This window comes from Devosia marina, assembly GCF_009758415.1.
Taxonomy (GTDB): Bacteria; Pseudomonadota; Alphaproteobacteria; order Rhizobiales; family Devosiaceae; genus Devosia; species Devosia marina.
This window is the reverse complement of the sequence record NZ_WQRF01000001.1, coordinates 1,129,699-1,142,584: the sequence shown is the minus strand read 5'-3', so window position 1 is coordinate 1,142,584 and position 12,886 is coordinate 1,129,699. Positions and strand designations below refer to the sequence as shown.

Sequence of the window (12,886 nt, the reverse complement as noted above, 5' to 3'; positions counted from 1 at the left end):
CGGCAGAAAAGTGCCCTACAAATTGCCCTACAATGTGCCCTACAGCGGTGTGAATCGGAAGCGCGAATGCCTAAGCCGAAAGAGCTCGACCGGTACCTAAAGCGCCGCGGCTACAGCTGGCTTTACTATCGGCGCGTACCTACCAGACTAGCACGGCTAGATAGCCGATTTCCGGTCATCGAACAGGCATTGGGCACTCGCGATCTAGTCGTGGCCAGAAAAGCGCGCGACTTACTTGCAAGTGCCGATGACGATCTTTGGGCCTCGATGATGCTAGGGGAGAATGTTGAGCGGTCACGTGGCCGGTACGCTGCCGCCCTGAAACGTGTAAAAGCTATGGGATTTGGGTATGTGCCGGTAGAGGAACTGAGCCGCACCGCTAGCTGGGATGATATTTCCAGCCGCTTTGAGGCGATTTTACCGGTGTCGACGCCGCGAGAGATCGAACAGGCGCTCTTAGGGGCAGTCTCAAAGCCGACGCACCGATTTGACGATGCACTTAGGATCTTCATGGAAGGTCCGGGGAAAATGAGCTTAGCAAACAAGAGCCCAAACCAATTGCGCATTTGGAAGAACATTCCGACGCGCGCTATCCGAAGGTTTGCAGAGGTCGTTGGCGACAAGCCGCTTGCTGATATTACGCGCGACGATGCGGTGCGGTTCTATCGCTATTGGCTCGCACGCATCGTGCCCGAGGACGATGCAGAGCCCTTGAATCCAAGCGGTGGGAACAGGGAAATCGGTGAATTGCGAAAGCTGTACCGAGAGTACTTCAGCTTCGAGCACAACGACAATGAAAGGTTAAACCCATTTCTAGGGCTCAGCTTTGCGGAAGACGGCAACGTTCGCCGTCCCTCTTTCCCGGTAGACTGGATCGAAAGCCGGTTCTTGCGCGCCGGCAAGCTATCTGGTCTCAATCCAGAGGCCAGAGGTGTGTTGCTTGCGATGATAGAGACGGGTTGCCGCCCTTCCGAGATATGCAATCTCACGCCAAGCGCTATTGTCCTCGATCATGAGGTGCCCCATATCGCTGTTCGTCCACGACGCGCTGGCGACCGAAAAAACTCCGACGTTAAGCAATACGGGCCGCACGAGGTCAAAAGTACGGCCTCGATCCGGGCCGTTCCTCTTGTCGGCATCTCGCTCCAGGTGTTCAAGGCGTTTCCCGCCGGTTTTCCGCGCTACATGGACAAAACTGGTACGGCTTCGCAAACGATAAATTCCTTCCTGGGGGAGAATGGGCTTCTGCCGACCCAAGAGCACACGCTCTACGGATTGCGTCACAGTTTTGAAGACCGCATGAAGGTTGCAAAAATCGATTACGAGGTGCGCATGGATATCTTCGGCCACACAGTCTCTCGCCCCAAATATGGATCGGGTGGAGGCCTCGCCTGGCAGCGCGGCCTCCTCGCCAACATGGCGCTCGCTTTCGATGAAGGGATTATTTGACCTTCCTGCCAGCGAGGTCGGCCAGTCTAAGCCATGTGATCGTCACATGGTGTACTAGGGTCACAACTGCGTCTGGCACAGCGCCGAGAGCGTAGAGGCTCGCACTCCGGAATGTTGGAAGACTTATTACTTGGTGCGGTCGCAAGAAACAGTGTAGACTAATTATTCATTTTTCTTGCTTGAATTTCGACTTTTCGATCCATTAGACCAATGCCTTAAATATGTAGCACTTTCCATGATGTTGCTGGTTAGGTGGTCATACAGCGGTTTTCCTGACATCCTGCCCACCTTCGACAGTGGGAAATTATCACATTCGATGCTCAGTACTTGCCCTTGTATTCCTTTTACTCTCCAATCCCAACCAACTCGTAGCGAGGGGTTTGTGATGTCATCGAAAAATGAACGTCGATCTGGAACAAGGATGCAGAATTTCCTGCCTTTCAAGTGGTCTAACAATTCAACAAGTGCATCTTTTGAGCCGGTATCGTGCTCCAGTATCATGTTAATTCCATCATATATACCAATCACAGAGGTGTAGTCCTGATATTCAGGTCCACAAAAAGGTATTATACTTAGGGAAGATTTTTCGAGTCTTTTGACGGCATGAACGATCTTTTCAATATTCGATTTGTCTCGTTTCGACTCAAACTGCGCCCATTTTCGCCCCGTCTGCATTGCTGGAACATATGCGAATATTGGTAGGAATACTGTCATTTTCAGTTTTTCATCTTGTTCTGTCTGATTAAATGATACCCTTAAAATGTTACCGAATACGCCCCCCCCCTGGGGGGCTAGTTTGCCTCGTTGCGCTGCCTCAAGCTTTCGATCCATCAATTGTCGAAGGCCCGGTAATGCTCCCGCCCACAGCCAGAATCAGAACAGCCAAACAGTGTGAGATCTATCTCGCACGCCTGGCCGCAGCCATGCGGAAAGGGAGCGAGGCAGATGCTCGTCGACTGCTGCCGCTGGTTGCCAGGCTCAAGGCAGAGCTGGAGGCAGCGAGGGCGGAAGACGAACTTCTGCGCGAACTGCTCAATCCCGACCTCTTCGGCACCAAGCAAGGAAGTGAGTTCGAGAATGAGTAAGAAAGTCCAAGAGCGGATCGCCGGTAAAATGATCTTTGCGCTCAGCCAGAAAGGCGGCTGCGGCAAGTCCTTTGTCGTCCGCAGCTTCGTTCAGTGGGGGCGGCATGAGGGGTGGCCGATTGCCGCCTATGACGGAGACAGCGGGGTAGGGACGACCTACCGCGCGCTGGGTACGCGCGAAAACGGGCGCCTCCTTGATGTGCAGGATCCGCTGGTGGGCGCGGGCAGGTACAGCTTGCGCCATGACCTTCAGCGCCAGGAGCTCGTCAACACGATGGCGACCAAGGCACCTTCGATCTTTCATGATCTGCCGGGCGGTTCCGCATATGACCTTCTCAAGGTTCAGGATGAGGGTCTCTCTGACTTCTCCAATCTCTTGCGTGTGATGGACATGTGTGGATACAGCCTGACTCTGCTGCACCTGTTGACCGAAGAGATCTCCACTACCCACAGCGTTGCGCAGTATCTCGATGCGTTTGGCAGCTCTGCCCGGCACATTGCAGTGCTGAATCGCGCATTTCAGGACAAAGGTGGCGGTTTTGCGAGCTGGGAGGGCAGCAGGACCCGCAAGAGGCTCCAAGATATCGGCGGTAAGGAGATCTTCCTGCCGGCACTGAAGCCCCAGGTGCGTGACAAGCTCGATGCGCTGCATTTGCCGATCACCGCCGGGTTTCTGGAAGGCGGCCTGACGATCGACGAAAGTGGTCATCTTTTGCGCTTCACGCGCGAACTTGCAGAACAGCTTAAGCTTATTGAAGACTGGATCTACTAGGATGCGCCGGCCCACCGAATCCTTGCTCGATCGCACGTGCGAAGCGCTGGATCTGCCGGATCCGCACCGTCAGCATCTTCGCCGAGTGTGTAGCGCAATCGGCCTCAGTCCTGACGACCCCGCGCAAATTCATGTCGCGGTCGTCGGCGCAATCTCTCATGTGGCTGCGCTGCATCGTGACGTCTTGCGCAAGCAGCCCAAGGACATTCACCAGGCAGCCAATGTCGTCGCCGAAAAAGTCTCGCTTGCCACAGCGCAGAAGATGTCGGTTGAAACCGGGAAAGCCGCGCAACAACTCAGCAAGCTGGTGGACGCCAAGCTTGATCGCCTGGAGCGCCGGCGCTCGCGCAGGATGTGGGTCGGTGTCATCACCGTCATCATGCTGCTGTGCATCATGGTGTTCAGCCTGGGTTGGTCGCAGGGGCAGCTGCGCAGCGTCACTGCCGACCTCTTTTGGAACGACTTGGGCGCTGAGCGCCAGCTCGTCTGGTCAGAGTACATTGCGCAGAACCCGCGAGCGCCTGAGAGTCTGAGCAGTTGCCGAACTGTGCCTGAGTTGCAGCGGGCCAGGGATGGCGGCATCGGTTGCCAATATTGGCAATGGATTGAGACGCCCGCGGTTCGCGCTGAAACGCCGGTATTGCATCAGCTTCTCACCTCTCCATCAGTGATTTTGGGCGGGCTAACCTACCCGTTCTTCACCCTCATTGGCGGGCTGGCCGGAGCCGGGCTGACTTTCGGGTGGGTGATCTGGCGAGGTCGCAAGTAATGTTTTTACAGGTCGTCTTCGTCGGGTTCACTTGTCAACCAGCTTGGTCCTGCCGGGCGACCCGCAACCGGCGGCTTAGGCACCGCATCCACAGCCTGAGCCGCACGAGCCTGGGCAATGGGTTCGCGCGGAACATTGGCGCTTCCGTTCGACTGCGAATTTGCAACGCGTCGGAAGTAGATGCGAAGGGTAGTGTCGCTGATGTCTGTTCCGATCGCGCGGAGCCCGGCGGCAATGCCGGCCCATTTGTGGCCGCGCTTGCGCATCTTCTCAATGTCAGCGAAATGCTCCTCAACCGTCTTGAAGAGGCTCAGGTCGGCCGCAGGTTCGCTGCGCTGCATCTTCCGCAGGGTCGCGGCGATGCGCTTCTGCTGTTCACTGGACTGTCGCTTCACCATCGTCTTGACCGCCTGCTTCCTCATTGGGCCGCGTTCGAATTCTGGCTGGGCCAGCATCATTGGTGCCCACTCGCAATGTCGCTGATGCCCCCGGCCTCGGGCAAGGTTTTTGGCGTAGACGCGGGGCAGGGTGGTCAACAAACCGTATCCAGAACATCCTCTGTTTGTACGCTGGCCATATCGCTGAACGTATCAGCTTTGTTCTTTCACACATCACGCACCTTTGGTGCCTCCGGCGCGGCCATGGCCGCCCCTAACTCTCTCGTAAACCTTGTGTATTTTCCGCCAGCAGGAGGTTGTCATGGCTAAGACAACACCGCGCATTCAGCTCGATCCGGACCTTCTTGACCTCGTAGATGCAATGTCCAGGGTCAGTGGTGAGAGCCGCAGCGTAATCGTTGATCGCGCAGTTCGACATCTCGCGTTCAGCGACGAGTCGAACAGCGCCCTTCGCGATATTGCAGCATCCAGCGCCAAGGGGCTGGCCGAAATTTCCGGTAAAATCGATGCCATCGGGTCAACCATCGTATTGCTGCTCGACCAGCAGCTCGCGTCTATCGACGAGGGCTAGACGATTGTTCACACTGCAACCGATCAGCGCGATCGACTACTACATTAATGGCGACGAGAGCGACCGGTTGGGCTACTATTTCGGCGGCACGACGTCTGCTGACGAAATCCCAGCAACCTGGTGGCTCCCCTATAAATTGTCCGACGAAGGCCGAAGCGTCTTTGCGCCAGTCTCGGCAAATGCAACGGTTGATCCCGAACTGTTGACGGCCTTGGCGAACGGGCACCTTGGTAGTGCTGGCAGCGTTCAGGACAGCTTTCGGGCCCGCAAGGTGGGCTACGATCTGCAGTTTGCACCCCCAAAATCCGTTTCGTTGCTGTTCGCCTTTGCCGATTTGGCGACAAAGCTGAAAGTGTTGGACGCGCATTTGAAGGCCACGACGCGAACGCTTGAATTCGTGAGCGACACAGGGCTAATCCAGTCGAGGCGAGGAAAGGCAGGCACGTTACGCGAGGCCGTGCTGGGCTTCGTGTGTGCGCTATTTACCCATTTTTCCAGCCGCGATGACGACCCGCAACTGCATACACATGTCGTGGTGCCGAACACCGTCCTACGCAAGGACGGGTCTGTCGGTACATTCGATACGAAAACGCTGTACCAGTGGCAGCTTGCCATTGGCGCCATCTACACGGCCGAACTGTCTTCCAATTTGCGAGCGCTGGGCTACGACCTGGAACCAACTGAACACGCCTTCGAAATAACGGGCGTCCCGACCGAAGTCCTGCGCAACTTTAGCAAGCGGCGTAATGCCATTGAAGAATACGTTGGTGACAAGGGATTCACGACGGGTCAAAACCGTGCAGCTGCCCAGGTCGCTGCGCTCAAAACGCGAAAGGCCAAAAGCGGCCTGCCGCTCGCTGAGCTGGGCCGGGTTTGGCAAGAGCAGCTGGTTGAGATGGGGATAAATGCTGGCGATCTGGTCGCGCAAACGGAGTCAAAAGACCCTCCGGTAGCGCCCGACACCTGGTCGTTGGCTAAGATGGCTATCCAGGCCGCGGTGGAACATGATGCGACGCTGTCTCGAGCGTCCGTTTTTAAGATCGTCGGGATGGCATTGCAGTGCTTCGCCAGCGCCTCTGAGATCGAGCACATTGCTGATCGTCTCGTCCAAGAAAAAGTCCTTGTCAAACTCACGGATGCGAGCCTGCCGGAGGAAACCTATTATTCAACGCCCCAAATGATCGATGCTGAACGCGCTATCGTTTCTCTCGCCAAAGCGGGGGTTGGCTGCCGCGAATTTGTACCCAGAGAAGTCATCGAGGCGGTTATCGGGAAACGGTCAACGATGTCGCAAGAGCAGATCGACGCCGCTCGACACGCGCTCAACCTGGATCAGGTCTCAATCGTCGAAGGCACCGCCGGGTCTGGCAAATCCTTTACCTTGGGTGCTGTTGCTGAAGCCTCGCGCAACGCCGGCCTCGACGTTTGGGCGTTGGGGCCTTCGTGGCGCGCCGCGCACGTACTGGGTGAAGACACCAACGCGCCCCAAACACGGGTCCGGGCCCTCACTGGTTTCTTGAACGATTTTGAACGCGGTAAAGTCGTCCTTACGGCCGATACGGTGTTGCTGTGCGACGAGGCCGGTATGGTCGATACACCTCAAATGCATCGACTCATGGAGGCCGCTGCACAGGGCCGCTGCAAACTTGTCCTGTCTGGCGACACGAGGCAATTGACGCCCGTCGGGCCCGGTAGTCCATTGTCCTTGCTCACTCGAACAATCGGCACATGCCGTATTGAGCAAATTCGTCGACAAAAGACTGGGTGGAACCGCGCCGCGTCAATGGGCTTTGCCCGCGGTCGTGCGCATCTGGCGCTCCGCGCTTACGATGTTGGTGGCAGGATCAGCTGGATGGCCGGCGCGGATGCAACCCTCGTGGCCCTGGCTGATCAGTTCATCAAGGATCGTCTGGTCGATGTTGCCAAAGCTGGGGCAGGGCACTTGCCCACCTGCCAAGCCTTCGCCGGTCGCAATGCCGTCGTGCACAGGCTCAACGAGCTGATCCGCAATCGCCTTCAGGCCGCTGGTCTTGTTGGCGCAGATGCACTCGTTCTTGAGGTATTGAGCGAAACGTCGGGCAAGCGAAATCGAGGTGAAAACAAACAGATGTTGCGACCTTTGGCACTGGGCCTCGGGGACCGCATCGTCTTCAAAGAGAAGATCGATCACCCTCAACGGTTGATCCAGAATGCGGACACGGCCATCGTTGAGCAGGTCGTCGGAGGACCATCGCCCTCTCTGGTCCTGCGATTTGAGCCGGATGGATCCAGGGTTCGCACACGCGTTGATGAGCTGGTGGGTTTTCGGGAGGAGGGGGCCCCGCAGGTGCCGGCCATCGCGCTCGCCTATGCGGGCACAACATATTTTGGCCAGGGCCTGACATTGGACCGCGCCTATGTGGCGGCAACCCATGCGATGTCGGCCGAGCACATCTACGTTGCTATGACGCGCCACCGTCATTCTGCTCGACTGTTCGTGGATGTGGACCGGATAAATGTGCGGGTCAGGGGCGTACCATCGTCCCCGATCGCCAAATTTGGTGGTGGCAGATTGGAGAAGGACGCGCGTGCAATTGAGCTTCTGGAGGAGAAGAAGAAGCGGTTCTACCAGGAATGTCGGCGCCCAACTGCGAAAAGGAACGCGCTCGATTTGCTCGTTGAGGCCAAGCCGGCGCCACAGGGTGCGGCTGATACTCACTACACTGCCGCCAAAAGCGATATGCTTGCTATTCTTGGCGAAGTTGCGCCCAGCGGTTTTGAGCAAATTACCCGATATGTGCGGTCGAACGGGGTTCTGAACGCCTTGCGGTTGGCGATTTCGAAGTTCTGGAAAAACCCATTTACGAATGGAGGCTTCGGCTTGGGCCGCCGGGAGACAATCACTCCTCATCACAAGTCGGAGTTTGTCAACGGGGGCGAAATTTCAGTGGGCAGTGGAGAGGCTGGTGACAGCAGTTGGCACAACAATGACGAAAGAAGCGGCCTCGACACCTCTCCTGATTAAGGCCGTCTTGTCCCAGCGCGATCAGGCTCTGTGGCAACTTCGGGGCCGAATGCTGACAGTCCGGTGCTAGCGAGAATGCTGGACAAGCGGCCATTCAGGATCCGACCCCGCGCGAGTCGTCTTTGATGGTATCCGGCGCCCCAATCCTGAAATAATGATGGACGTGAGTCGTCACGGCTTGGGGAACACCTAGGGCCCCTCGCCATAGCCGCGAACGACGGCCTCGCATTCGCTGAGTGCGCGGCCAGAAATTCCGCAATGCCGTCAGACTAGGCAATCTGTACAATGTGCCGGGCAGTGGGATGGTGCTCGGCGCATCCGGATACAAGATCAGTGCATGACTGCATCGAGCAAGCCTAGTGCCAAGCCTTCGGCACGGAATAGGCGACATACCCGAACGTGTTTGGGGCGGCCATTGAGCCGCCCATTTCGTCATTTGCGTGAAATTTCACACGCATTCTTGACAAAATACTTCACTAACTTAATTATGTTCCCACACTACCCATGGGAGGCGAAGATGGAACAGGACATTCAATTCGAACCCACGGTGGGACGGGAGGACCTTTTGATTGCTGGCAAGGATGATGCGTTCCGCGAGATGGTGCACAACCTGCTGGCCTTTTCGGCCCGGCTCGAGCAAATCCGCTCCCGATTTGGAGCGTTTGTCGGCCTTTCGGGGGTCCAGTACACTCTGCTCATCAGCATCAGGCAGCTACAGTCGGAACGCGGGGTTGGCGTGCGAGCTCTCGCCGATCACCTCGCGTTTTCCCCGCCATTCGTAACCAGTGAAACGACCAAGCTCGTAAAATTGGGACTTGTGACCAAGACTCCCAATCCCGACGACCAGCGCCGTGTTCATATGCGTGTCTCGGACAAAGGCACTGCTCTTCTGTCTCAGCTGGCGCCCGTACAGCAGGAAGTCAACGACCTGCTGTTTGAACCGGTGAATGCCGCCAACTACGCCCTCGTGCGGCAACTGGCAGCCTCTCTGCGGGCGAGCGCGGAAAAGGCAGTCCTGCTCTCGGACTACCTTGTGGGCACGGAAAGGAGCGATCAATGAGCGCTTCGGCATCCACAAGCATTGATCCCCGCGAAATGCGTCAGGCGCTGGGCCAATTCCCAACGGGCGTCTGTGTCGTAACTTGCCGCGGTGACGGCGAAGATTGCGGGATGACGATGAGTTCGTTCAATTCCCTCTCGCTCGACCCCCCGCTTGTCTTGTTCAGCGTGGATAAACGCGCCTTAAGCCTCCCCCATTGGGAGCAGGCCAAGGGATTTGCGATCAACATCCTTTCCGACAACCAACAGGCAATTTCCAACCGATTTGCCCGTGCCGGCTCTAACAAATGGGAGGGCACCCATTTTCACAGAGGGTTTGCCGAGGCCCCCGTTCTGGCCGGCGTCGCCGCCGTCTTTGAGTGTCGTCCGTGGGCAACCCATGATGGCGGAGATCACATCCTCTTCATCGTGGAAGTGATCGAGATGCGCTCAACCCCCGACCGACGCCCCCTGGTTTTCTCCAAGGGACGCTACGCAAAGCTAGAACAAACCCAAGACGTGGCCCCTTGGCCGCTCGCAATTCACTACTGACCCCAAAGGAGGACGTCGCCATGGTTAAGACCGGCGCTCAACACATTGCATCACTTAATGACGGTCGTTCCGTCTATATTAACGGCGAACATGCGGGCGATGTTAGCGTCCATCCCGCCTTTCGCAGAACCGTCCAGTCGACGGGCAAGCTTTATGATTTCCAGTCGCGCCCCGAAAATTTGGACCTGATGACCTATCAGGTCGGTGAAAACAGTGACTTGAGAGCCAACCGGATTTGGCAGCTGCCCAGGTCATACGGGGAGTTGGTCGAGCGCCGAAAAGCGCTGGTGGCATGGACCGAAATTCATGGTGGCTTTCTGGGTCGAGCCCCGGACCACGTCGCATCGTGTATTTCGGGCATGTATATGGGAATCGACGTCTTCGAATCCTACGACAGCAACCGCGCCAAGGCCCTGGCCGAATATTATCGCTACGCGCGGGACAATGAGCTCTACCTCACCTACGTGATTATTAATCCCCAGGCTGACCGTTCCAAGGCCGCCAATGAGCAGCAGGATCCGTTCCTTACTGCCGGGGTAGTTGATCAGGATGCCGAAGGTTTGACCATTCGTGGGGCAAAGATGCTCGCGACGGGCGGAATCATGGCCAATGAGGTCTTTGTGACCTGCATTCAGCCCTTGCGTGAGGGCGAAGAGCCGTACGCCGTTTCCTTTGCTATTCCCATGAATGCAAAGGGTCTAAAGATCCTTTCGCGCCGCTCGTACGAACAAGCTGCAACCAGCGTCTATGACTACCCGCTCGCCAGCCGGTTCGACGAAAATGACGCTGTCCTATATTTTGATGACGTCAAGGTTCCCTGGGACCGGGTCTTTGTAAACCAGGACACGGCGATGTGCATGAAACAATTTATGGCCACCCCGGCTCACGTCTACCAAAACTACCAGGCCCAGATCCGCCTCATGGTCAAAATGCGGTTCTTGGTCGGGATCGCCCGCAAAATAGCCGATACCAACGGCATCATCAATTTTCCTCCAGTCAAGGAGACGCTGGGAAAGCTGGCCGCCCAGAACAATCTCGTGGATTCTCTCGTTCATGCAATGGAGATCAAGGGACAATCGCGGAACGGCTATTTCATCCCCGACACGCACACGCTCTATTCAGCTCAGGTTCTCACCCAAGAGCTCTACGGGCAGGTCATCACGACTCTGCGCGAACTGGCGGGCGGCGGTCTGATCATGTTGCCCTCATCCGTCGAGGATTTTGCCAATCCAGAATTGCACGAGCTCATTGGCAAAACCCAGCAATCGCCGACGTCATCGTCCGAAGGCCGCGTGAAATTCTTCAAGCTTGCATGGGACGCCGTGGGCTCGGAGTTTGCTTCCCGTCATAGCCAGTACGAAATGTTTTATGCGGGCGCCAATTTTGTTACCAAGGGGCACAGCTTCCGCTCGTTTGACTGGGACAGCTGCACCCAGTTGGTCGATCGCATGCTCGACAGCTATTCGCTCGAGGACGAGCTCAAGACAACCAAATCATCAGCGGCGTAAGGAACCAAAATGGCTATCAACAAGCAGCATCTTGAATTTTTCCCCGTCGACATGGGCACAGAAGGTTGGCACGTCCCTGCCGGCTATCCTGAGGGAATCGAACAGAAAATTCTCGCGGGCGCTCTCGATGAAGACGCAAAGTCTGGCAACCGCACGCGCCTCTTGCGGTTTGCACCCGGTGTGTTCACCACCAAACCATTCGTCCACGACTACTGGGAGGAAGTCTATTTGGTTTCAGGTGATCTCACGGTGGGGAACGACGAGAACGGGAAAGGTGGTGAGAGCTTCTCACCCAACACCTATGCGTGTCGCCCCCCGGGAGCCTATCACGGCCCCTTCAAGTCGGAGCAAGGGTGTGTCTTGCTCGAAATCCATTACTACGACGAAAACTAACCAAAATGGTGACGCTCTCGGAACTCGCACGCAAACTCGAAAAGGGAGAGGCAACGAGTCTCTCCCTGGTCACGCAGTATCTGGAAACCATCGAGAACTCCGACGACCCTAATGCGCCAGTATTTCTCGCTCTCGACCGAGACCGCGCACTGGCCGATGCCCAGCGCGTCGATGATCTTCGAGCCGAAGGGAAGTCCCCTTCACCTCTCGCCGGCATCCCAATTTCAATAAAGGCATTGTTTGACGTCGAAGGATTGGTGACGACAGCCGGTTCGACCGTTCTAAAAAGTGCCGCACCGGCCCGACAAGACGCAGAAATCGTCAAGCGGCTGCGGGCGGCCGGGCTGATCATCCTCGGGCACACCAACATGACCGAGTTCGCCTATTCCGGTCTTGGCATCAATCCCCATTATGGAACGCCCGCCAACCCGGCCGATCCCACGACACCACGCATCCCCGGCGGCTCGTCATCGGGCGCAGCCGTCTCGGTCGCCCGAAATATGGCTGCCGCCGCCATCGGCACCGACACGGGCGGCTCTTGTCGCATACCCGCCGCCTTGTGTGGCCTGACTGGTTTTAAACCGACGGCGTCGCGCGTCCCCCTGGATGGGGCCTATCCCCTCTCGAAATCCCTCGACAGCATTGGCCCGATTGGTGCCAGCGTGGAATGCTGCGCGCTGCTTGACGCGATCATGGCCGGCGATCACCCAGCTGCCCCCGATCAGGTCAAGCCGTCAAAGCTGAAATTGGCAGTTCTGGTCAATTACGTAACCGATGACGTTGAAGCGGCAGTGTCTCACGCATTCTCGGTGGCAATAGACCGCTTGGCAGACGCCGGGGTGACGATTGAAGAAATCAGGCTCGAGGACCTTGACCGACTGCCCGAACTCAACGCGCGCGGCGGCATCGTTGCTCACGAGGCTCTGATGGTCCACCAGGAGCTGCTCGCCTCGTCGGCCGAGCTATACGACCCGCGGGTCAGCGTGCGTATCGAGAAAGCCTTGCAACAGGAACCGGGCGAATATGAGCGCCTTTTGAACATTCGCCAAGAGATGATCAAAGCGGCAAACAGTGCGACCGCGCCCTATGACGCCGTAATATTCCCCACGACGCCTTTCGTCGCTCCGACGCTTACAGAACTGGAGGATGAACAAGCCTATGGACGCGCGAACCTCTTGGCTCTTCGCAATCCGACAGTGGCCAATTTTCTCGATCGCTGCGCTATCTCGATCCCGATTCCGGTCGGTGGCGGCATGCCGGTTGGCATGAATCTAATGGGGTCCCACGGCGGCGACAGATCGTTGCTGGGTGTCGCGCACTCTGCCGAAGCGATATTGAGGGGCTAAA

The 12,886-nt window shown here is 57.1% G+C and carries 13 protein-coding genes; 11 read left to right on the top strand and 2 right to left on the bottom strand.

The window, feature by feature from the left end; all coding sequences use genetic code 11:
* Positions 1-66: 66 nt before the first annotated feature.
* Entirely contained in the window at positions 67-1,449 is a 1,383-nt protein-coding gene (locus GO014_RS05455; protein WP_157289393.1) for a DUF6538 domain-containing protein, read from the top strand.
* A gap of 162 nt (positions 1,450-1,611) precedes the next feature.
* Here GO014_RS05455 and GO014_RS05450 read toward each other — a convergent pair whose 3' ends face one another.
* Positions 1,612-2,280, bottom strand: coding sequence for a hypothetical protein (locus GO014_RS05450; RefSeq protein WP_157289392.1), 669 nt, complete (start codon positions 2,278-2,280; stop codon positions 1,612-1,614).
* Between the two features lie 92 nt (positions 2,281-2,372).
* Here GO014_RS05450 and GO014_RS05445 point away from each other — a divergent pair, with 92 nt between their 5' ends.
* The 3 genes from GO014_RS05445 to GO014_RS05435 are packed head-to-tail and all read left to right on the top strand — an operon-like array spanning position 2,373 to position 4,075.
* Complete coding sequence (locus tag GO014_RS05445; RefSeq protein ID WP_157289391.1) at positions 2,373-2,534, top strand: hypothetical protein; 162 nt, start codon at positions 2,373-2,375, stop codon at positions 2,532-2,534.
* Positions 2,527-3,306: a hypothetical protein gene (locus tag GO014_RS05440; RefSeq protein WP_157289390.1), complete on the top strand. Its 780-nt coding sequence runs from the start codon at positions 2,527-2,529 to the stop codon at positions 3,304-3,306. Before GO014_RS05445 ends, GO014_RS05440 begins: the two co-directional genes overlap by 8 nt.
* Before the next feature lies 1 nt (position 3,307).
* On the top strand, positions 3,308-4,075 hold the full coding sequence (locus GO014_RS05435; protein ID WP_157289389.1) for a hypothetical protein: 768 nt from the start codon (positions 3,308-3,310) through the stop codon (positions 4,073-4,075).
* 5 nt (positions 4,076-4,080) lie between these two features.
* Here GO014_RS05435 and GO014_RS05430 read toward each other — a convergent pair whose 3' ends face one another.
* Positions 4,081-4,611 (bottom strand): hypothetical protein, encoded by a 531-nt coding sequence (locus GO014_RS05430; RefSeq protein ID WP_157289388.1) that lies wholly within the window; start codon positions 4,609-4,611, stop codon positions 4,081-4,083.
* A gap of 163 nt (positions 4,612-4,774) precedes the next feature.
* On the opposite strand from GO014_RS05430, the gene GO014_RS05425 reads away from it, so the two are divergent.
* From GO014_RS05425 to GO014_RS05395, 7 genes are all read left to right on the top strand, one after another.
* On the top strand, positions 4,775-5,044 hold the full coding sequence (locus GO014_RS05425) for a ribbon-helix-helix protein, CopG family (RefSeq protein WP_157289387.1): 270 nt from the start codon (positions 4,775-4,777) through the stop codon (positions 5,042-5,044).
* A 4-nt stretch (positions 5,045-5,048) separates the two neighbouring features.
* Positions 5,049-8,048 carry a MobF family relaxase gene (gene mobF / locus GO014_RS05420; protein WP_179952921.1) on the top strand — a complete coding sequence of 1,000 codons (3,000 nt, stop codon included), beginning with the start codon at positions 5,049-5,051 and terminating at the stop codon, positions 8,046-8,048.
* A 517-nt stretch (positions 8,049-8,565) separates the two neighbouring features.
* Entirely contained in the window at positions 8,566-9,108 is a 543-nt protein-coding gene (locus tag GO014_RS05415; RefSeq protein ID WP_157289385.1) for a MarR family winged helix-turn-helix transcriptional regulator, read from the top strand.
* Positions 9,105-9,638: a flavin reductase family protein gene (locus GO014_RS05410; protein WP_157289384.1), complete on the top strand. Its 534-nt coding sequence runs from the start codon at positions 9,105-9,107 to the stop codon at positions 9,636-9,638. Before GO014_RS05415 ends, GO014_RS05410 begins: the two co-directional genes overlap by 4 nt.
* 20 nt (positions 9,639-9,658) lie before the next feature.
* Entirely contained in the window at positions 9,659-11,146 is a 1,488-nt protein-coding gene (locus GO014_RS05405; protein WP_157289383.1) for a 4-hydroxyphenylacetate 3-hydroxylase family protein, read from the top strand.
* A gap of 9 nt (positions 11,147-11,155) precedes the next feature.
* On the top strand, positions 11,156-11,539 hold the full coding sequence (locus tag GO014_RS05400; protein ID WP_157289382.1) for a cupin domain-containing protein: 384 nt from the start codon (positions 11,156-11,158) through the stop codon (positions 11,537-11,539).
* 5 nt (positions 11,540-11,544) lie between these two features.
* Positions 11,545-12,885 carry an amidase gene (locus tag GO014_RS05395; protein ID WP_157289381.1) on the top strand — a complete coding sequence of 447 codons (1,341 nt, stop codon included), beginning with the start codon at positions 11,545-11,547 and terminating at the stop codon, positions 12,883-12,885.
* Position 12,886: the final 1 nt, after the last annotated feature.